This window comes from Campylobacter sp. RM16704, from assembly GCF_000816245.1.
Taxonomy (GTDB): domain Bacteria; phylum Campylobacterota; class Campylobacteria; order Campylobacterales; family Campylobacteraceae; genus Campylobacter_D.
The window spans coordinates 810,581-831,866 of the sequence record NZ_CP007769.1 but is presented as its reverse complement, the minus strand read 5'-3'; the positions used below and the strand labels follow the sequence as shown (position 1 = coordinate 831,866).

Annotated in this window: 16 protein-coding genes; 15 read left to right on the top strand and 1 reads right to left on the bottom strand. The window is 27.0% G+C overall.

Going from position 1 to position 21,286, the window contains the following annotated elements; all coding sequences use genetic code 11:
• The first annotated feature begins 1 nt into the window (after nucleotide 1).
• From ligA to mog, 15 genes are all read left to right on the top strand, one after another.
• The gene (gene ligA, locus CAQ16704_RS04310; protein ID WP_039667036.1) at nucleotides 2-1,957 is read left to right on the top strand and encodes an NAD-dependent DNA ligase LigA; all 1,956 of its coding nucleotides are present in this window, start codon (nucleotides 2-4) and stop codon (nucleotides 1,955-1,957) included.
• Nucleotides 1,947-2,669, top strand: a complete 723-nt coding sequence (gene tlyA / locus CAQ16704_RS04305) for a 23S rRNA (cytidine-2'-O)-methyltransferase TlyA (protein WP_039667035.1) — start codon at nucleotides 1,947-1,949, stop codon at nucleotides 2,667-2,669. The genes ligA and tlyA overlap by 11 nt, the downstream gene beginning before the upstream one ends.
• On the top strand, nucleotides 2,635-3,486 hold the full coding sequence (locus CAQ16704_RS04300) for a bifunctional riboflavin kinase/FAD synthetase (RefSeq protein WP_039667034.1): 852 nt from the start codon (nucleotides 2,635-2,637) through the stop codon (nucleotides 3,484-3,486). The genes tlyA and CAQ16704_RS04300 overlap by 35 nt, the downstream gene beginning before the upstream one ends.
• Nucleotides 3,476-4,180, top strand: a complete 705-nt coding sequence (gene cmoA, locus CAQ16704_RS04295; protein WP_039667033.1) for a carboxy-S-adenosyl-L-methionine synthase CmoA — start codon at nucleotides 3,476-3,478, stop codon at nucleotides 4,178-4,180. The genes CAQ16704_RS04300 and cmoA overlap by 11 nt, the downstream gene beginning before the upstream one ends.
• A gap of 199 nt (nucleotides 4,181-4,379) precedes the next feature.
• Complete coding sequence (locus CAQ16704_RS04290) at nucleotides 4,380-4,976, top strand: hemerythrin-like metal-binding domain protein (protein WP_039667032.1); 597 nt, start codon at nucleotides 4,380-4,382, stop codon at nucleotides 4,974-4,976.
• Nucleotides 4,977-5,561, top strand: coding sequence for a bacteriohemerythrin (locus CAQ16704_RS04285; RefSeq protein ID WP_039667031.1), 585 nt, complete (start codon nucleotides 4,977-4,979; stop codon nucleotides 5,559-5,561). It abuts the gene before it with no gap.
• Between the two features lie 209 nt (nucleotides 5,562-5,770).
• Entirely contained in the window at nucleotides 5,771-8,374 is a 2,604-nt protein-coding gene (locus CAQ16704_RS04280) for a hypothetical protein (RefSeq protein ID WP_052244977.1), read from the top strand.
• Nucleotides 8,375-8,393: 19 nt separating this feature from the next.
• Nucleotides 8,394-11,372 carry a two-partner secretion domain-containing protein gene (locus CAQ16704_RS07975; protein WP_052244997.1) on the top strand — a complete coding sequence of 993 codons (2,979 nt, stop codon included), beginning with the start codon at nucleotides 8,394-8,396 and terminating at the stop codon, nucleotides 11,370-11,372.
• Nucleotides 11,373-11,492: 120 nt separating this feature from the next.
• A complete protein-coding gene (locus tag CAQ16704_RS04270) occupies nucleotides 11,493-13,457 on the top strand; it encodes a ShlB/FhaC/HecB family hemolysin secretion/activation protein (protein ID WP_039667030.1) in 1,965 nt (654 codons plus the stop codon).
• A 70-nt stretch (nucleotides 13,458-13,527) separates the two neighbouring features.
• On the top strand, nucleotides 13,528-14,934 hold the full coding sequence (locus tag CAQ16704_RS04265) for a COG3400 family protein (protein ID WP_039667029.1): 1,407 nt from the start codon (nucleotides 13,528-13,530) through the stop codon (nucleotides 14,932-14,934).
• A 7-nt stretch (nucleotides 14,935-14,941) separates the two neighbouring features.
• On the top strand, nucleotides 14,942-16,000 hold the full coding sequence (gene aroB / locus CAQ16704_RS04260; protein WP_039667028.1) for a 3-dehydroquinate synthase: 1,059 nt from the start codon (nucleotides 14,942-14,944) through the stop codon (nucleotides 15,998-16,000).
• The gene (locus CAQ16704_RS04255; protein ID WP_039667027.1) at nucleotides 15,997-17,526 is read left to right on the top strand and encodes a mechanosensitive ion channel family protein; all 1,530 of its coding nucleotides are present in this window, start codon (nucleotides 15,997-15,999) and stop codon (nucleotides 17,524-17,526) included. Before aroB ends, CAQ16704_RS04255 begins: the two co-directional genes overlap by 4 nt.
• The gene (gene mtaB / locus CAQ16704_RS04250; protein WP_039667026.1) at nucleotides 17,523-18,779 is read left to right on the top strand and encodes a tRNA (N(6)-L-threonylcarbamoyladenosine(37)-C(2))-methylthiotransferase MtaB; all 1,257 of its coding nucleotides are present in this window, start codon (nucleotides 17,523-17,525) and stop codon (nucleotides 18,777-18,779) included. The genes CAQ16704_RS04255 and mtaB overlap by 4 nt, the downstream gene beginning before the upstream one ends.
• A complete protein-coding gene (locus CAQ16704_RS04245) occupies nucleotides 18,769-20,367 on the top strand; it encodes an integral membrane ATP-dependent zinc metallopeptidase (protein WP_039667025.1) in 1,599 nt (532 codons plus the stop codon). Before mtaB ends, CAQ16704_RS04245 begins: the two co-directional genes overlap by 11 nt.
• Nucleotides 20,364-20,897 carry a molybdopterin adenylyltransferase gene (gene mog, locus CAQ16704_RS04240; RefSeq protein WP_039667024.1) on the top strand — a complete coding sequence of 178 codons (534 nt, stop codon included), beginning with the start codon at nucleotides 20,364-20,366 and terminating at the stop codon, nucleotides 20,895-20,897. The genes CAQ16704_RS04245 and mog overlap by 4 nt, the downstream gene beginning before the upstream one ends.
• Before the next feature lie 12 nt (nucleotides 20,898-20,909).
• Here the strand turns inward: mog and CAQ16704_RS04235 are convergent, their stop codons facing one another.
• On the bottom strand, nucleotides 20,910-21,284 hold the full coding sequence (locus tag CAQ16704_RS04235; protein ID WP_039667023.1) for a rhodanese-like domain-containing protein: 375 nt from the start codon (nucleotides 21,282-21,284) through the stop codon (nucleotides 20,910-20,912).
• Between the last annotated feature and the right edge of the window lie 2 nt (nucleotides 21,285-21,286).

Sequence of the window (21,286 nt, the reverse complement as noted above, 5' to 3'; positions counted from 1 at the left end):
GATGACTTATCAAGAGTATTTAGAAAAGGTAAAATTAGCAAAAGAATGGATGAGAGCTTATTATGAAGATGATGAACCTTTAGCAAGTGATGAAGAATACGATAAACTTATTAGAGAATTAAAAGAATTTGAAGCGTCTCATAAAGAAAAAATTGCCAAAGATTCCCCTACGCAAAATATCGCCCCGACTATACAAAGTGAATTTCACAAACTTGCACATAGTGCAAAAATGTGGTCTATGGAGGATGTATTTGATGAAGCTGAGCTTAGAGCTTGGGCTAAAAGAGCTAAATGTGAGTTTGATTTTTTCATAGAGCCTAAATTTGATGGAGCGAGTTTAAATCTTACTTATGAGAATGGTATTTTAATCAGCGGTGCTACAAGAGGCGATGGAGAAGTAGGCGAGGATATTACTTTAAATGTAAAAGAAATATCAAACATACCTCAAAAAATTCCTTATAAAGAAAAAATAGAAATTCGCGGTGAAGTAGTGATTTTAAAAGAAGATTTTGAAAAAATCAATGAAAAAAGAGCCAAAGATGGCTTAAGTTTATTTGCAAACCCCCGTAACGCGGCAAGTGGCTCTTTAAGACAGCTTGATACAAGCATTACAAAAGAAAGAAATTTGAAATTTTATCCTTGGGGAGTTGGGGAGAATTCTTTAGAATTTAGTAAGCATTCTGAAGTGATGGAATTTATTAGAAATCTTGGTTTTTTGAAAGATGATTTTGTATTTTGTATAAAAACTTTAGATGAAGTTTTAGAAAAATACCACGAGCTTTTAAAAAAAAGAGATCAAAAGCCCATGATGATGGATGGTATGGTTGTTAGAGTAGATGATTTAGCCCATTGTAAGCTTTTGGGTTATACAGTGAAATTTCCAAAATTTATGGCAGCATTTAAATTTCCTGCTTTAGAAAAAACAACAACCTTACTTGGAGTAAATTTACAAGTTGGAAGAAGTGGAGTAGTTACTCCTGTGGCAGTGTTAGAGCCTGTAAATTTAGACGGGGTTATAGTAAAGTCTGCAACCTTGCATAATTTTGATGAAATAACTAGACTTGGGGTAATGATAGGCGATAGTGTAAGCGTGATAAGAAGCGGAGATGTCATACCTAAAATCACTAAAGTTTTTACCCAAAGGCGTGATGGTTTAGAAAGTAAAATCATCAAGCCAACTCTTTGTCCTGAGTGCTTAAGTGAGCTTTTAGATGAGGGTGCTTTTTTAAAATGCCAAAATCTAGATTGTAAAGCAAGGCTTGTAAATTCTATCATTCATTTTGTTTCTAAAAAGTGTTTAAATATAGATGGCCTTGGAGAAAACATCGTAGAACTTTTATTCAAAGAAGGAAAAATCACAAATATAGAAAGCATATTTTTCTTAAAATATAGTGATTTTGAAGGCTTAGAAGGCTTTAAAGAAAAAAAGATTAATAATCTTTTAAATTCAATTAATGAAGCAAAAAAATGCCCTTTATCAAGGTTTATTACTGCTTTGGGTATAGAGCATATCGGTGAAGTAGCTGCTAAAAAACTAGCTCAATCTTTTGGCTTTGAATGGTTTATGCAAAGCTATGAAGCCTATGTAAATTTAGAAGGTTTTGGCGAACAAATGGCTAAAAGCTTAGAAGAATTTACCCATGTCAATGCAAATCGCATTAAGCATTTTTATGAAATTTTACATTTAGAAGATGAAAAGAAAGAAATAGTTTTAAATGAAAACATTTCTAATAAAACCTTTGTTATAACAGGTACTTTAAGCAAATCAAGAGATTATTTTAAAGAATTGATTGAAAATTTTGGTGCTAAAGTAAGTTCTAGTGTGTCTAAAAAAACTGATTTTGTATTATATGGAAGTGAAGCTGGTTCAAAATTTCAAAAGGCTCAAAGCCTAGGAGTTAAATGTATTAATGAAGATGAATTTATTGCTCTTTTGAAAGGTGTTGATGAGATTTGACATTTTTGTTAGCACAAAATTAAACATTTCTCGTAATAAAGCCTGTGAAATTATAGAAAATAAACAGATTTTACTAAATGGCGAATTTAAAAAAACTTCTTTTAAAATCACTTGTCAAAACCCACTTGAAGATGAGAGTTTAAAACTCACGCTTTTAGAAGAACTTTTTGTAAGCAGAGCAGCTTTTAAACTTAAGCATTTTTTGCAAAATAATACTTTTGTTATAAAAGATAAAATTTGCTTAGATATAGGCTCTTCCACTGGAGGTTTTGTGCAAATTTTACATCAAAACAAAGCCAAACACATCACCGCTTTAGATGTAGGTACTAATCAACTTCATGAGAGCTTAAGAAGCTTAGAAAATATTCAAATTTATGAAAACACTGATTTACGAGAATTTAAAAGTGAAAATTTATATGATGTAATTACTTGTGATGTAAGTTTTATATCATTAATGCATTTGATTTTTTATATAGACAAATTTGCTAAAAATCTCATCATTTTGCTTTTTAAACCTCAATTTGAAGTAGGTAAAGAAGCTAAACGCGATAAAAACGGAGTGGTAAAAGATATAAAAGCTATAAATCAAGCAAAAGATAATTTTGAAAAAGCTTGTGCAAAACTTGGATGGATCTTACAAACTACTCAAGAATCACATCTAAAAGGAAAAGAAGGCAATGCTGAATTTTTCTATGCCTATACAAAAGCATAAAATTACAAATTTAGCCATAGGACATTTTGATGGTATGCATCTAGGGCATTTTGAGCTTTTTAAGCATTTAGATCAAAATGGTGCATTATTTATCATTTCTAAAGATGAAACAAATATGCTAACACCTAAAAACTATAGAGCAAATTTAATCAATTTCCCTTTGGTATTTTGTGATTTTTATAAAATCAAAAATTTAGATGGAAAGAATTTTTTAGAATTTTTAAAACAAGAATTTCCAAACTTAGAAAAAATCACAGTAGGGTATGATTTTAAATTTGGCAAAGAGCGAAAATATAGTGCCAAAGATATACAAAATCTTAGTTCTTTAAAAACTACCATAGTAGATGAATTTAAAATTCAAAACAAAAGCGTTCATACAAGTTTGATTAAAGATTTGCTAAAAGAAGCCAAGGTAAGAGAAGCTAAAAAATTTCTTGGTAGATTTTATGATATACAAGCTAATGTTATTAAAGGTCAAGGTATAGGTGCAAAAGAATTTTTTGCTACTTTAAATTTATATGCTAAAGACTTTTTTTTACCTAAAAATGGCGTATATGCAACCCTAACTCAAATCAATGGACAAATTTATAAAAGTGTGAGTTTTATAGGTGTTAGATCCACTGATGATAACTTTGCCTTAGAAACACATATTTTAGATAATGATTTAACTAATGTAAAAATAGACAAAGTGATTTTAAGTTTTATAGATTTTATAAGAGATAATAAAAAATTTAGTGATTTAAGTCTTTTAAAGCTACAAATTTCAAAAGATATAAAACAAGCAAAAGAAATTTTAGGAAATTTAAATGAGAGATGAAATTTTTAAAAATCCACTAGAAAAACAATTTGAATTTGACAAAAGCGTTGCAAGTGTTTTTGATGACATGGTATCAAGATCAGTGCCATTTTATACTCAAAATTTAAAACTTATAGTTGAGCTTATAAGTCATTTTACAGCACAAAATGCGAAAATTTGTGATCTTGGTTGTTCTACTGCTAGTTTATTATTGGCTCTTTATGAAAAAAGAAATGATTTGATTTTAAGTGGAGTTGATGAAGCAAGTGCTATGTTAGAAATAGCTAAAAATAAATGCAAAGCCTTTGGAGCTAAGATTGATTTTTATCAAGAAAATTTAGATGATTTTATTTTTTTTAAAAATGATGCTTTCGTAGCAACTTATACTTTACAATTCATTCGTCCACCTAAAAGACAAGAATTAGTAGATAAAATTTATCAAAACCTAAATGAAAATGGTATATTTGTATTAAGCGAAAAAATACTTTACGATGATGTAAAAATAGCAAAAAAAATGATACAAATTTATGAGCAGTATAAACTAGAGCAAGGCTATAGTAAATTAGAAATAGCTACTAAAAGACAGGCGTTAGAAAATGTACTTATACCTTATACCCAAAGTGAAAATGTAGCTATGTTACAAAAAGCAGGTTTTACTAAAATCGAGAGTGTTTTTAAATGGGTAAATTTTGAAACATTTGTAGCTTTTAAATAGCTAGTGGTATTGTATATTAATTGCAAATAATATATTAATATTATTTTTTCTATATTGCTAATTTTTCACATTATAAATACATATCATACTTTTAGTTTTATATTATCTTGTAAATATTTAAATTTTATTATATAATCTATTGGTTTTTTGTGTTTTTATTAATATATTTGTTGTTTTAGATATATATAAAAGGACTTTCGTGATTAAATGGGCTAATGAATATAGCGTACACAATAAAACTATTGATGATCAGCATAAAGCTTTATTTGAAATAGCAAAAAAAGCTTATTTTATGACAGAAAATCATGCGAGTATTAACGAGATAAGATCTGTTTTAATTGAGCTTTTTGAATATGTAAAGACTCATTTTAAAGATGAAGAAAATTATATGGAAAAAATAGGCTATCCAGATTTAGCACGCCATAAAAAAATCCATAGAGAAATCACCAACTCTTTAATTGTTTTAGTAAAAAATATTAAAACAGTAAATGAATTTAAAGAAAAATTAAACATTATAACTGAAAAATGGCTTTTAGAACATATTTTAAAAGAGGATATGAAATATCATACATATGAAAAACAAAAATTAAAAGAAAAAGAATATACATTTGAAGAAGACATTGTATCTACAGAACCTATCTTTGAAGAATTTGCCCCAAAATATGTTGTTTATGTTTGCGGTTGTATTAACGAAAAACACAAAATTTCTTATCGTTTGCATCAACAAATACTTAAAGGTGTAAAATACAATTGCAAATTTTGTAAAAAAATCATTCATCCAGAACGAGAGTTTTAAATGGAAGTATTTCCTGCTTGGGATGAGAAATATAGTGTAGGTAACACTGATATAGATTCGCAACATCAAACTCTTTTTGCTTTGGCAGAAAAAACTGCAAAACTTTTAAATAGACACATTTATAAAACAGAAGTAAAAGAATTATTAAGTGATTTTTTTAATTATATGCAAACGCATTTTAAAGATGAAGAAGAATATATGGAAAGTATAAATTATCCATATTTAGTAGAACACAAGGCTATGCATAAAAAAATCATCAAAGATATGAGTTGTTTGATTAATGATTGTTCTACCACTAATGATTTAAAAGAAAAATTATATGAAATTGTATCAGTATGGCTTTTAGAACATATTGTAAAACATGATATGAGAATTAATAAATTTAAAGAAAATCAAGAAGAAAAAAAGATAATAGAAAAAATAGAAAAAGATGAACAATATGACTATGTTTGCGGTTGTAAAGATATGATTCATAAATTAGATTATGGTTTGCATATAAAAATTAAATACTTAAACATAGCATATAAATGTAAAAAATGTTCTAAAGAATTAGTTTTTAATGACTTAGAAGAAAAAACAGAATAAAATTTTTTAGTTTTATTGTTACTTTTTTTGTATAATAAATTAAGAGTTAATTCACTATCAATCATTCCTAAGCTTAAATTTATAAACATAATATTAACATTTCCTAATATAAACTATTAATTAGTTATTATTATTAATACTATTAATAATTTTATATAATTACAAACATAAACACACAACAATAAATATTTTTTGAAAGGACTTTTTCAATGAATACAAATTTATCTAAAAAATACTCTATGGGGGGGGGGAACGATAGTTTTCGTTTTAGCCTAACTTCTTTACATTATAAAAAATCCAATCTTTTAAAACTTTCTTTATTAACCATTCTTTCAATCAATTCTTTATATGCAGCTACCCAAGCAAATTATGATAAAACTTTAAATGCTTATGTAATTAAAAAACATAGTTTTAATAATGAAAGTGTATATGATTATACTAATAATACTTATAAATTTTTAAATGGTATAAATTATTATGGTCAAATGGCTACTAATAAAAACCTTTCTAATATTACTTTAATTTATGATAATCCTAAATCTGCAAAAAACAATAATATAAGTGATATGATATTAAAACAAGAAATCCTTACTCCAAGTATTAAAGAAGATATATTTGTAGTTAATGGCTTTCATGGAGCATATTCTATTAATGATATTATTAGTCAAGTAAGCTATATACCTTTTTTAGTTTCTGCTTATGTATTTAATGCTAAAGCTAATAATAATACTTTAATGTTAAAAACAGGAGAGCTTTCTTCAGTATATTATTTAAAACCTAGCAATAAAGATATAATGAATCCTAAAGCTAGTGGATATGATAATAAATATAATTTCTTAATCACTCCAGCTATAGCTAGAAAGGGTGAAGCTAATAATAATACTTTAATTTACTCCAAAGATACCTATGTTAATATGGGTGTTGAAAACACCTATACTCTTCCTTTAAATGGTGCTCCTTATGTAGTAGGTGCTTTTGGTATTGATGCTAATGTAAATTATAATAGTGTTATACTCAATAAAGGAGCAAAACTAGACTTTCATGCTACCCCCTATAAGCAAAACATCTTAGGTGATAATGTATTTGATGAGAGAATGACTCATATAGTAGGTGCTATGACTTATAATGGAAATGCTAAAAATAATAAAGTTGTATTAGATGGAGCTACTTTAATTATCCATGGACCAAGTGGATCTTATTCAACATCAGCTGCTACTCATTTAGCAGGAGCCTTTGTAGATGTAAATAATAACCAAAACTATGAAGTAAGTAATAATAATGTATTCATTAATGATTTAAAACTAGATTTAAGAGTAGATACTAAAAATACTCCATTAGCTTATAATGCTGTATTAAATGGAGAAGTTTATGGAGGTAAGATAGTTCAAGGTAGCTCTAATAAAAATACTATAGAGATTAAAGACTTACAAACCTTACTTGCCCTTAATACCAATGTAGAAGTAAAAGCACTCTTAGACTTTTATGCAGGTATTACTAAAAATGGTTATGCTAATGATAATAGCATTAATGTTCATCTTAAAAAACCTTTTGAAATTAATGCTAATTTTACAGGTAAGAATGAATTTAATTTTTATGGTGGAGTAGCTACTAAAGGTGCTAATAGAAATAGTATTAATATAAAAGGAGATTTAACTCAAGAAAGTGTAGTAGAAAACTACCAAGATAAAATTCAAATCACAGCAGCTACTACAGCTAGTGGTAAAGCAAATAATAATAAAATTACTCTAAGCTCTTCTAATATCTCTATGCCTTTATATTTATATGGAGTAGCTAAAACTACTTTAGACAATAAAGACTATTATGCAAATAGTGCTAATGCTAATAGTATAACTTTAGATAATGTAAAATCAGGTAGAAATCTAACTACTATTATAGAAGCTGATAATTTAGAAAAAAATACTATACATTATAATTTAGTCCAATCTTTATCTAATGCTTCAAGTATAGATAAAGGCTCTAAAATCATTTTAAGAGCTAATGAAAATGCTAATGAAAATATTTTTAATATAAAAGATTATTCTAGTGCAGCTCATGATAATGTATATATTATTAGAGCTTATAACGAAAGTGCTAATAATAAAATCATTTTTACAAATATTGCACTAGGAACAGCTTCTGATACAAGAGAAGGAGATATATTAATTAGTGCTGGTATTGCTAAAAATACTCATGATAATTATACTCATATAACTAATTTAAATATAGATGAGTATAAAAACAATTCTACTATTTTTATAACTGCTTCTGGTATATATAATCAAGATGATAAAAGTTATAATAATAGCTTATATTTAAGTGGAACTACTAATATTTATAAAAATACTAATATAGATGTATTAGCAGGTAGCTTTTTAAGAGAAAAAACCAATGATAATACTTATATCTCAAAAGCTCTTACTCATAAAAGTGGAACTAATAATCATCTTTATTTAAATACTAATATTAATGCTAAATTAGTAAATTACTTTGATCATTATAGCTTTATACTAAAAGATAATACTAAAAATTATTTAAATACTAAAGAAGCTATTTATCTAAGTGAAAAAACTTCTATTAATGTTTATACCAATAATACTTTAAAAAATAAAAGTTTTATTCTAATGCAAAGTGAAAAAGGCTTTGTAGATGAAAACAATAAACACTTAGATAAAAAAGATTTACAAAAACTATTAAATCAAATACATAAAAATCAAAAAGCCTTAGATAAAAACATTAAAGAAAAGGTTCAAAGAGCTACTTATACTTTAAGTATTAGTGATGATGCTAAAAGCATCATAGTAAATTTAAATTAAAACTACAAAAGGAGCAAATATGAAAACAACAAAACTAACTCATCATATCATACTTTCAGGTATAACAGTATCTTTACTTTTTTCTCCACTAATGGCTTTACCTAGTGGAGGTAAATTTACTCATGGAACAACAGGAACTATAAACATTAATGGTAATACTATGAATATTAATGGTCATAAAGTTAGTTCTGTCATTCAATGGGGTGGTGGATTTAGTATTAATCAAGGTGAGAGTGTAAATTTTGGAGGAAGCAATAAAAACTATCTAAACATTGCTCATGGAACAAGTAAATCTACTATAGCTGGTTTATTAAATGCTAATGGTAATAATGTATTTTTAATCAATCCTAATGGAGTAATCATTACTAAAACAGGAACTATCAATGCTAATCGCTTTGTGGCTTCTACTTCATCTTTAAATAATGCAGATTATACAACATTTAAAAATTTAACTTATGAAAATGCTCATACTTTCTCACCTGTATTTAAACCATCTAAATTAGGTAATGTAGTTAATATGGGTAATATTAATGCAGATAAAGTATTGCTTATAGGCAATAAAGTAGATATACAAGGTGGTAAATTAGGTAATGCTAATTCTACTACACACTTAGTAGGAAATAATGTATATATAGATGCAGATAGTGCTAATTTAAATTCAACTATAAATGTAACAGCTATACAAAATGGCTATATACAAAGACAAATGAATAAATTTGCTAATGATAATTATAATTTTGGAAATTACACCAATATACAAAATACAAACTATACAGAAACTAACGGACAAACTCATAATGGAAGTAATAACTTCAAAAAAGTCCTAACTATAGGTAATATGGAAAATGAAAAAGCTAATGCTACAGAATGGTTTTACTTTGCTAAAGGGTGGAATGAAAATAAAGGTTATACACGAAGTGTTGATGAGTTTAGATTAGTAGGGAATGTGGATTTTAGTGGAAATCAAGGACAAAACTATGCTAATTATTGTTTAAGTACATATAATTGTACTTCTATGATAGTTGGTTACCAAAATAATATTTTTACTAAAACCTTTGATGGACAAGGCTATACTTTAAAAAATATCAATATAGACACAACTTCTTTAAACAATAAACCCTATTTTGTTGGTATATTTGGCGGTACTAGAAATGCCACTTTTAAAAATATTAATGTAGATTATATGGGCGGTGGGATAAAGGTTAATGGTGGTGAATATGTTGGTGGTTTTGCTGGTGGTACTCTTAATGGAACCTTTAATAATATTTCTTTAAATAATATAGGGGATATTAGTAGTAGTAGTAGCTATGTCGGTGGTTTTATTGGTTATGTTTATGATGGAACCTTTGGCAATATTTCTTTAAATAATATATATAGTATTACCAATATTTATGCTTCTTCTACTTCTAATGTTTATACTGGTGGTTTTGCTGGTTATGCTGGTAGTACTAATGGGACTTTTTATAATATTTCTTTAAATAACATAGGTAGTATTAGCAATAGTGCTAGCGATAGTGTATTTTATGTTTATACTGGTGGTTTTGCTGGTCGGACTGATAGTGGAACTTATACTAATATTTCTTTAAATAATATAGGGGATATTTATAGTCATAATGGTAGTCAAATTAGCTCTACTGGTGGTTTTACTGGCTGGGCTAATGGAACTTATACTAATATTTCTTTAAATAATATAGGGGATATTAGTAATTATGGTAGTGCTTCTCATCATTCTAGTGGTTTTGCTGGTAGTATTGGTTATGGTTCTTTTACCAATATTTCTTTAAATAATATAGGTAATATTAATAGTAATTTTAATAGATTATCTGGTGGTTTTGTTGGTTATGTTAATGATAATTCTACTTTTAAAAATATTTATATATTTTTTAATCCTAATATGAGTATAAGTATAGATGGGGGTAAATTCTTTGGTGTTAAATATAGCAATGCTAATCTCACCTTTGACAATGTCCATATATATCATCATGTAAGTGATTTAACTAATGCAAATAATGATAATAGCTACTGGAATGATTTTAACACAAATGGCTATGTTAGTAATAAAATAAACATTCACACTTACAACAGATCTAACCAACAAAGTTTCTATCAAGACTTTTTATCTAAAGCAAATACTATAAGCAGACCTACCCCACCAACTAATCCATCTAACCCAACTAATCCTGATGTAATCTTAGGTAGTGATGATGTAATTAGTGCAAATGATTTAGATACTTGGTTAGGAGAAATTCTTGCAGGTAATTACTGGATAGATATAAATGATCTTAATTCAATCAAAGGAATAAGTGAAGAACTAAAACAAAGTATATCTTTCCTAGAAGCCTTATATGGCCAAGAAGGTATGAAAGAAATACTAGAAGGTTTTGGTAATGACTATAAAACAAATTATAGAAATTATCAAAGATTTGCTACAAATAAAGCAAATCTTTTAGCCTTTATCAATGATAAATTAAAACCTTTAGTCAAACAATCTAACAAAGCCTTTATAGATTTAAAAACAGCTCAAGAACAATTAAAAACAGCTATAGCTAAATATAATGACTATGTTAAAAAAGTCAATGAAAATCCTAGCTTAAAAAATGATGCAACTTTAAATTCTTTAAAAGCTGAAGTAGATAGATTAAACAATCTTAGTAAAGAACTTTTTGCTAGTATAAATAATAATCAAGTATTATTACAAACTTGGCAAAACAAAACAAGCAATGATTCAAATAATCACTTTAAAATAATAGGTGAGTTTAAAAACTTAGCCTTACTTACACCTAATTTAGATGAAGTAATAGTTAATGGTAATGAAAATGAAGACTATAAAAAAGTATCACGCCAAGTAGCTAATGCTCAAAAACAAACACCTACTTTTGAATATGAAGAAAACGAAAAAGAAGAAGTAGAAGAAACAGCCCTAATGCAAAAAGGAAAGATTTGTATAGTAAGTGATAATTTTAAAACTATGAATCCTTGTGTTACTGGAAGTTTTTAAAAACAATCTATATAAACTACTAATTTTTAGTAGTTTATATAATTAAAAACAAATAAATAAAAAAACAAAAACTCTTAACTTTAAAATAAAAGATTAATTAAAATAAAGGAAAAAACCAATATGAAAAAACTTTTACTTAGCACCATAGCAATTAGTTCTTTAGTTTATGCTAATAATGGAAGTATCACTATAACTAAAAATGATATAGGAAAAATTATAGAATTATCCCCTGATAAAAACATCCCTCAAAACAAAGCTATCAAAGAAAATCTAAAAACCCAAGATGATTATAAAAAAAGCCAAGAAGCTAAAAAAGACTTTGAAGAAAAAAAACAAGAATTAGAAGAAAAATTTAAACAAGAAGATGAAAAAGCTAAATCATCTACTAATAACTTAAACAATCAAACTAATACCAACCCAACCACTAATACAAACAATAATAAAACTAATACTAATTCTAATACAAAAGATAAAACTAATTCTAATACTACTAATAAAACCAATACTACCAAAGAAAATAATACTAATATAAATAATAATACTTCAAACAATAAAGCTAATACTACTACTAATAATACTAATTTAACCAATACTACTACTAATAAAAAAATACTCACTCAATATAAATTTGTTCTTACTAATGAAAACACTAGCTTTGAAAAACTAGGTATTAAAGAAGAAGATTTACAAAGCTTAGTGAGTGAGTTTAAAACAAGAAGATTTAGCTTACAAGATTTACAAGATATATCTAATATCATTGCTTATTATTTTCAAGTAAATGGTTATCCTGCAGCAACAGCTTATATTCCTCAACAAGAATTTGATGGAAAAAACATTCAAGTTAATATTTCTTTAGGAGTATTAGGTAAGTATATAATAAAAAATAAAACTACTATAAAAGATCATTTTTTAGAAAGTAAGCTCAATCAAAGAATCAAAGGTAAAATCATTTCTACTAAATTAATAGAAGATAGTGTATATAAAGTCAATGAAATGTATGGACTTCAAACCTTAGCAGGTTTGCAAGCAGGAGAGAATGTAGGTGAAACTGATATTCTTATAGAAGTAGAACCTGATACTAAGGCTAATGTATTAATATATAGTGATAATTATGGTATTAAGAGTGCAGGAGAATATAGAGCTGGTATTAGTATGGGATTTAATTCTATACTTAATATGGGAGATTATTATAATTTTTACTTACAATCTAGTGATGAAAAACAAATCAATTATGGAGCAAGTTATACTTTCTTTGTAGGTAATTTAAAAATTACTCCTAGTATATCTCAAGGAACTTATTATTTAGGAAGAGAATATGAGGGTTTAGGTTTTAGTGGTACTTCTAGGAATTTTGGTATAGATTTTTCTTATCCTATATGGATTAATACTAATTCATCTTTTTATATAACTTCTAGTATATATCATAAAATACTTAGTGATGTAACCTTAGATCTTTTAACCTTTGATAAAAGTTCTAATGTAGGAAGTATGGGTTTAGAAGGTTTATTTAGAGGCTTTGAAAACAATACCTTAAGTTATAGTGCTAAAATAAGCATAGGTAAGGTAAAAGATGATGGAACTACTGTATTTGGAGATACATCTAAAAGTGGTGGTAATGGCTTTGGTTGGTTTAGAAAACTCAATGCTAGTTTGAATAATTATTATAGTTTTAATGAATATATTACTCATACTGTTAATATAAACTATCAAAAGGTATTAGGGAATTTTGAGCTTGATTCTTCTGAAAGTTCATCTTTGGGTGGAGCTTATGGAGTAAGAGCTTATGATAATGGAGAAGGTGATGGAGATAATACTATAGTAGCTAACTTTGGTATAAGAATAAATATACCAAATACTAATTTTTATTTTACTCCCTTTTATGATATAGGTTATGCTTGGTATGAAAAAGATTCAGGTAATAGATTAGTAGATGATCATTTTTTAGATGCACTAGGCTTACAAATACTTTATAATAAAGCTAATGAGTATTATATAAAACTTGATGGAGCAAGAGCATTACACAAATACAAATTAGATGATGATCATAGAATGAAATTATATTTAAGTGGTGGGGTGTATTTTTAACACCCTAGAACAAAACTCTAAAATATAAACTATATCTGCTATAATTATATTTTGTATTTTAGAGGTATAGATGAATAAAATTTTATTATTAGCTGATGGAGTTTTTGCAAAAGATTTTTTAAGAAAAATTCATAGCAATAAAACATTTAAAGAATCTTTGAGTGTTGTATATTATAATGATGAAAGTGTTGATTTAAGTCTAGAAAATGAGCAAATATCTTTTTATAAATTTGATCCTACTAGTTTGGTGAAATTAGAAAGCTTATTAAAAGAAAACTTCCATCAAGCTATTATTTATATGCAAGATAAAGCTGATACATTAGCTTGTTATCAAAATTTAAGAAAAATACACTCAAGATTAAGTATAGTTATCATGGATTTGTGGAATATGCAAATTGATGATAATTTTTGTGAAGTTGTAAATATATATGATACTTTAAGTATAAGATTAACCGGTTGCTTGGATAATATGCCTTCTATGGCACAATTTATAGGACTTGGACAGGGTGAGATTATGGAAGTAAAAATTCCCGCAGGATCAAGCTTTGCCTATAGACATATAAGCTCTATTAGTCAAAAACGATTTAAAATCGTAATGGTTTATAGAAATAATGAATTTATCTTAGCACGACCTGGGCTTATTTTAATGCCAAATGATAGTATTTTAATCGTGGGTGATCCTAAAGTTTTACAAAGTGTTTTTACAAATGTAAAAACAAGTCTTGGGCGTTTTCCTTCGCCATTTGGAGATAATATACTTTGTGTTATCGATATGAAAAAAATGAGTGAGTATGCTATAGAAAAACTTATTTTTGCTAGTTTGCTTTTACATGTGAGGATTAATAGTAAAAAACTTTATTTTAAAGTTGTAAATCCTACTTTAACACCGATGTATTATAAGCTTAAATCCTTACATAAAAGTAGTATTGAAGTAATATTTGATTTTGAAGATACAAATATAAAAAATATAAAAACTTTTGTTGAAAATACAAATATAGGTTTGATGGTTGTAGAAGATTATCTTTTTGAAAAGGAAAAAAGTTTCTTTTTCACTTTAAAAATTCCTATTTTAAAAGCAGGTAAGGGTAGTTTTGCGGATTTAAAATCTTCTGTGGTGTTGAGTTCAAATTTTGAAGATGTTGAAGGAATTGCTTCTATAATGCTTGATTTTAATAAACAAATTCAACTAGGACTTTCTTTGTATTATTATGCATTAAAGCTAAATAAAGCTGAAATTTTTGAATATCATCAGTATTTTGAAAGTCTCTCAAAACTCCATGATGAAAAATTACTTTTAATAGAAGAAAAAGAACATAATCCTATTAACACTTTTTCTTATAAAGAAAATGTGTTGCATTTTGTTCCATTTAATGAAAAAATTTTGGGTAGCAATTTTAATAAAATTTTAAAAACAGATTTGAATACGATATATTATAAAATGAATAAAAATTATCAATTATTTATTCCATCATTGTGAGAAAATTATGCAAGTTGATGTTAATTTAGATAAAAATGCAAGTTATAAAGTCCATATAAATGAATTGGAAAGATTATGTTTTGACACTAAGGTAGTGGTTTTAACAAATGAAACAATAGCTAAACTTCATTTAAATACACTTTTAGAAAAAATTCAAGCTAAAGAACTTTTTGTTGTAAAAATAAAAGATGGTGAAGAATACAAAAATCTACAAACCATAGAATATATTTTAGAGCAAATGTTTAGTTATAAGCTTGATAGAAAAAGTCTTCTTATAAGCTTTGGCGGTGGAGTGGTATCTGATATGGGTGGTTTTGTAGCAAGTATATATCAAAGAGGGATTGATTTTATAAATATACCTACAACTTTACTAGCTTGTGTTGATGCAAGTGTGGGTGGTAAAACTGGAATTAATAATAAATTTGGAAAAAATTTAATAGGTACTTTTTATCAGCCAAAAGCAGTGTATTGTCAAAGTGAGTTTTTAAAAACTTTAACCTCAAGGGAACTAGCTGCTGGTATGGCTGAATTTATCAAAATGGCGGTAATATTTGATGAAAAAATATTAGATTTTTTAGAAAATTTAGATGAAAATAAATTTTTAAATGCAAGCTTAGATGATGAAATTTTTGCAAAAATTATTCAAAAAAGTATAGAACTTAAAGCTAATATAGTTTCACAAGATGAAAAAGAAAGTGGATTAAGAATGCTTTTAAATTATGGTCATACTTTTGCACATGTGATAGAAAATCAAACTTATTACAAGACTTATTTACATGGTGAAGCTGTAGCCATAGGAATGAATATGGCAAATACTTTGGCTGTTGATTTGGGATTGTTAGATGAATATGAATGCAAAAGAGTAGCCAACCTACTTAAAAAATTTAAATTACCAATATTTTATAGAATTCTTAATGTAGATGAATTTTATGAAGCATTTTTTTTAGATAAAAAAACACACCATCAAAAAATAAATTTCATCTTACCTTGTGGTTTAGGAAAGGCGTGTATTAAAAATGATATTTCTAAAGAAAACATTATGCAAACTTTAAAGGTCTTTATATGAAAAAAATAATTTTAGCATTGTTTTTGCCGCTTTTTGTATTATTTGCACAAGAAGATGTAAAACATTTAGATCAAAAATTAGATGAATTGCATACTAGTTTATCTTATAACACTTGGATTATTAAATATAATAATTTTAATATTTATAAAAAAACATTAGATGAAATTATCTCTTTAGAAAAAGAAAGTTTAAAAGCTAATGAGCGTAATAAAAATATCATAGAAAAGCAAATTTTAATTTTAAAAGAAAGGTTAGAGCTTTTAAGTGAATATAAAAGCACTAATTTTACCAAAATGGTTTTAGCTCCTGAGGAAGTAGATAAAATGGAAAGTATTACTAATCCTTTGGCTATTATTTCTGCTTATTCGCATATAAAAAAATTAAGACGTGATAAAGAAGATTATATAAATTTATTAAACAGTTTCAAACAAACTTTACAAGAACTCGAAAAAGAAAATATTTTAATCACAGAAATAACTAAACTAGATCCAAGCAAAGAGCATCAAGAACATTTGAAAGTTTCTAATAAAATAGTAAAAGATTTTACACAGACTTTGCGTTTTGGCGAAATTTCATATTCTGTTTATGAAAAAAAAATCCAAGAAGAGATTGATAAAACTACAGCTTCTATAAAAATACAAGGTATTAGGGCTTTTAATATAGTTTTGGCTATTGTTATCGTTATAGCTATAGCATTTTTGCTCAAATTTATAGCAAGAAAATATATAGGCGATAATGAGCGTTTTTATACGGCAAATAAAATCATCAATTTTATTAATATCAATGTAATTATTTTGATTTTGCTTTTTGGTTATATAGAAAATATTAGTTATTTAGTTACTGTGCTTGGTTTTGCTTCTGCTGGTTTGGCTATTGCAATGAAAGATATGTTTATGTCTATGCTTGGTTGGTGTGTGATAGTTTTTGGTGGTAGTTTTAGAGTAGGTGATAGAGTGAAAGTTTTTCAAAATAATACACATTATATCGGAGATATTATAGATATTTCTTTTTTAAGAATTACTCTTTATGAGGATATTTCGCTATTAACTTATACTGATAATCGAAGAGGCGGTAGAATAATTTTTATACCAAATAATTTTATTTTTACAAATCTTATATCAAATTATACTCATCATGGAGTAAAAACCGTATGGGATGGACTTGATATTACTTTAACTTTTGATTCAAATTACAAAAAAGCTTTGGAAATAGTAGAAGATATAGTGATTAAGGCTTCCAAAGGTTACACTAGAATAGCTAAAGAATCTATGAGTAAATTAAGAAATGAATATAGCATTAGAAATCCTAAAGTAGAGCCGAGATTTTTTACATTTTTAGAGGGCTATGGTATGAGAATTTCTGCATGGTATATGACAAATTCTTATGCAGCCTTAGTTTTAAGAAGCAATATCAGTAAAGAGATTATCAATGAATTTAATAAACATGATGATATTAAAATAGCTTATCCATCACAAAATCTTTATATGGCAAAACATGAATTTATAGAAAACAAGGAAAGTGTTTGAAAAAAAAGATATATTTTAAAACTTTTGGTTGTAGAACAAATATCTATGACACACAATTGTTAAAAACATATATCAAAGATCATGAAATTACCCAAAATGAACAAGATGCTGATGTAATAGTAATAAATTCTTGTACTGTTACAAATGGTGCTGATAGTGGTCTTAGAAATTATATTAACAGCGTGAAAAAAAATGGTGTTAAAGTTATACTTACAGGTTGTGGTGCTATAAGCAAGGGTAGGGATTTTTTTGATAAAAAAGAAATTTTTGGAGTATTAGGTGCTTCTAACAAAAATAAAATAAATGAGCTAATTTCGCAAGATAAGGTATTTTATGAAATAGGGGATTTAAAATTTATTGATACAAAAATAGTAAGTAATTATGAAAATCATACTAAAGCTTTTGTGAAAATTCAAGAGGGCTGTGATTTTGCTTGTAGTTATTGCATAATCCCTAGTGTTAGGGGTAAATCAAGAAGTGTGCCAAGTGAAGAAATTATCAAGCAAATCAAACTTTTAGCACAAAATGGTTATAGTGAAGTTGTATTAACAGGGACAAATATAGGAAGCTATGGTTTAAAAGATAAAACTACTCTTGGGAAATTACTTCAAGAAATAGGTAAAATTAATGGAATTAAAAGAGTAAGACTTGGGAGTTTAGAGCCTGCTCAAATTGATGAAAGTTTTAAAGAAATTTTAGATGAGCCTTGGCTAGAGAAACATTTGCATATCGCTTTGCAACACACTCATGAAAAAATGTTACGCATTATGCGTAGAAGATCGCATACTCAAAATGATTTAGTTTTATTTAATGAGTTAAGTCAAAAAGGATTTGCTTTGGGGACTGATTTTATCGTAGCTCACCCTGGAGAGAGTGAAACAATATGGCAAGAAGCTTTAGAAAATTTTAAACACTTTAATCTAACACATATTCACGCTTTTATTTTTTCTCCGCGTGATGGAACGCATTCTGCTTCTATGAATGAGCGTATAAACGGAGATATTGCCAAAGAAAGATTAAATATTTTAAAAGATATAGTCGCGAAAAATAATTATAAGTTTAGAAAAGAGCAAAAAAAGACTTTAGAAATTTTAGTCGAGAGTAAAAAAGATGGTTTTTATGAAGGTTATGATCAATTTTTTAATAAGATCAAAATAAAAACTAAGCAAGATATTGCAAAACAATGGATATATATAAAAGACTATGATTGCTTAGAAGAGTGTAATTTTATAAGGTTAGAAGATGAAAAATAAAAAGATTATTTTAGCTTCATTTTTATTACTTTGTATTTTATTGATTATAGGTGTAATTAAAAATCAGCCTGAATATATTAGCAAAGGTGTATATGATGAGCTTTTGGAAAATAATTTAATCCAAAAAGCAATAGTAGATGATAATGAAGTATTGCTTAAAAGTAAAGAAGGGAAGTTTTTAATTACTAAAGATGTAGTAGATTTAAATGCTTTATGGCAAAAAATTCCTATAGAATATACAAAAAATTATAATTTAAGTGAAATTATTTTAATATTGATTTTACTTGCTTTTCTTGTTAGTTTTCTACTTTTTTTAAACAAAAAAAATAAAGATAGACAAAATTTACTTTCTTTAGAAAAAAATATTTTAGAAAAAAACGAACATAAAAATACTGTAAAAGCAGTTGTAAGTGATGTGAAATTTAAAGATGTAGCAGGGGTAGATGAAGCTAAAGTCGAGCTTTTGGAAATTGTAGATTTTTTAAAAAATCCTCAAAAATATAAAAATTTTGGTGTTAAAATGCCAAAAGGTGTTTTGCTTGTGGGTCCTCCTGGTGTAGGTAAGACTTTGATAGCTAAGGCAGTAGCGGGTGAAGCAGGGGTGCCGTTTTTTTATCAAAGTGGGGCAAGTTTTGTTGAAATTTATGTAGGAATGGGGGCTAAAAGAGTTAGAGAGCTTTTTTTAAAAGCTAAATCACAAGCACCAAGTATAATTTTTATAGATGAAATAGATGCAGTTGGTAAAAGTAGAGGGGATTTTTCAAATGTAGAAAGAGATAACACTTTAAATCAGCTTTTAACACAAATGGATGGTTTTGAAGATAATAGTGGTGTTATAGTAATGGCAGCTACAAATAAAATCGATCTTATGGATAATGCTTTATTAAGATCGGGTCGTTTTGATAGAAGAATTTTCATATCTTTGCCAGATTTTAAAGATAGAATGCATATTTTGCAAAACTATATGAGAGAGAAAAAATCTAATGTTAATTTAGAAAAAATAGCAAAAGTAAGTGTGGGTTTTAGTGGGGCAGCTTTGGAAACTTTAGTTAATGAAGCAGCGATTAATGCTATAAGAAGACAATCTGAATTTATAGAGGAAAATGATTTTTTTGCGGTTTTAAACAAGGTTTTAATGGGTAAGAAAAAGATTTTTTCATTAAACGATAATGAGAGAAAGATTCAAGCAACTTATCAGGCAGCAAAAGCTTTATGTGCTTTTTATTTTGATGTGAAATTTGAGAAAATTACCTTGGTAGAAGATAGATTTAAAGAATACGAAAATACCATCAAATCAAAATCTGAGCTTTTAAATAAAATAAAAGTATTTTTAGCTGGTTCAATAGCTATGGAACTTATCTTTAATGAAAACTATACCAATGCACAAAGTGATTTTTTAAAAATCAAAGAAATACTAACTTTTATGGAAAATTTTGGAATGGCAAGTGAAAACTTGATGCAAGATCAAAAGCAGGAGGTAAAAGGTTTTTTAGAATTAATGAAAAACAAAGTAATAAAATTAGCTAATATACTTTTAGAAAATGAAAAATTAGAAAAATACGATGTAGAAAAAGTGATAATGGAATGAAAATGATAAAAATAGGAATTTTGGTTCTTTCAGATAGAGCAAGTAGTGGAATTTATGAAGATAAATCAGGTGTGGAAATAGAAAAAATTTTAGATTCATATATAAAGAATGAAAAAAGTTTTTATTATGAGTTAATTCCTGATGAGTATGATTTGATCATAGAAAAATTAATTTATTTAGCAGAAGAAGTAAGATGTGATTTGATTTTTACTACAGGAGGTACAGGACCTGCTCTACGTGATGTAACACCAGAAGCCACCCAAGCAGTATGTGATAAAATGCTTCCTGGTTTTGGAGAATTAATGCGTGCTAAAAGCTTAGAATATGTCCCAACTGCTATACTTTCTAGACAAAGTGCAGGCATAAAGGGGAAATCTTTAATAATAAATTTACCAGGCAATCCAAAAGCTATAAGAGAGTGTATAGAGCCTATATTTCCTGCTATTCCTTATTGTATAGATTTAATAGGTGGAGCTTATATAGAAAATAACGAAGAAGTAATTTCTGTGTTTAGACCAAAGAAAAAGTAAGTCAAGGAAGACTTACTTTGTAGTTTCATAGCCTTGTGATAAAAGTGCATTCATACCACCTGTTAGATTAGTAACTTCTACGCCATTTTGATCTAACAAAGCAGAAGCTTTAGTACTTCTAGCACCACTTCTACAAACTATTGCAATGGGTTTATTGCTTGAAACATTTTTTACTTCTTGTATAAAATTTTCATTTAAACTACCATTTTCGTTGTAAAAACTAATCCCTATAGCTCCTTTTATCATGCCAGTTTGAGCCCATTCACTTGGAGTTCTTATATCGATAATTTGATAATTTTTTAAAATATCAGCGTTGATATTAACATTTTTTACTTCCGCAAAAACAAAATTAGTACAAAGTACTAGATATAAAAATAATTTTTTCATAA

Bases quoted from the DNA above. Each gene is read 5' to 3' on its own strand.
- ligA (WP_039667036.1), top strand. From the start codon at position 2: ATGACTTATCAAGAGTATTTAGAAAAGGTAAAATTAGCAAAAGAATGG.
- tlyA (WP_039667035.1), top strand. From the start codon at position 1,947: ATGAGATTTGACATTTTTGTTAGCACAAAATTAAACATTTCTCGTAAT.
- CAQ16704_RS04300 (WP_039667034.1), top strand. From the start codon at position 2,635: ATGCTGAATTTTTCTATGCCTATACAAAAGCATAAAATTACAAATTTA.
- cmoA (WP_039667033.1), top strand. From the start codon at position 3,476: ATGAGAGATGAAATTTTTAAAAATCCACTAGAAAAACAATTTGAATTT.
- CAQ16704_RS04285 (WP_039667031.1), top strand. From the start codon at position 4,977: ATGGAAGTATTTCCTGCTTGGGATGAGAAATATAGTGTAGGTAACACT.
- CAQ16704_RS04280 (WP_052244977.1), top strand. From the start codon at position 5,771: ATGAATACAAATTTATCTAAAAAATACTCTATGGGGGGGGGGAACGAT.
- CAQ16704_RS07975 (WP_052244997.1), top strand. From the start codon at position 8,394: ATGAAAACAACAAAACTAACTCATCATATCATACTTTCAGGTATAACA.
- CAQ16704_RS04270 (WP_039667030.1), top strand. From the start codon at position 11,493: ATGAAAAAACTTTTACTTAGCACCATAGCAATTAGTTCTTTAGTTTAT.
- CAQ16704_RS04265 (WP_039667029.1), top strand. From the start codon at position 13,528: ATGAATAAAATTTTATTATTAGCTGATGGAGTTTTTGCAAAAGATTTT.
- aroB (WP_039667028.1), top strand. From the start codon at position 14,942: ATGCAAGTTGATGTTAATTTAGATAAAAATGCAAGTTATAAAGTCCAT.
- CAQ16704_RS04255 (WP_039667027.1), top strand. From the start codon at position 15,997: ATGAAAAAAATAATTTTAGCATTGTTTTTGCCGCTTTTTGTATTATTT.
- CAQ16704_RS04245 (WP_039667025.1), top strand. From the start codon at position 18,769: ATGAAAAATAAAAAGATTATTTTAGCTTCATTTTTATTACTTTGTATT.
- mog (WP_039667024.1), top strand. From the start codon at position 20,364: ATGAAAATGATAAAAATAGGAATTTTGGTTCTTTCAGATAGAGCAAGT.
- CAQ16704_RS04235 (WP_039667023.1), bottom strand. From the start codon at position 21,284: ATGAAAAAATTATTTTTATATCTAGTACTTTGTACTAATTTTGTTTTT.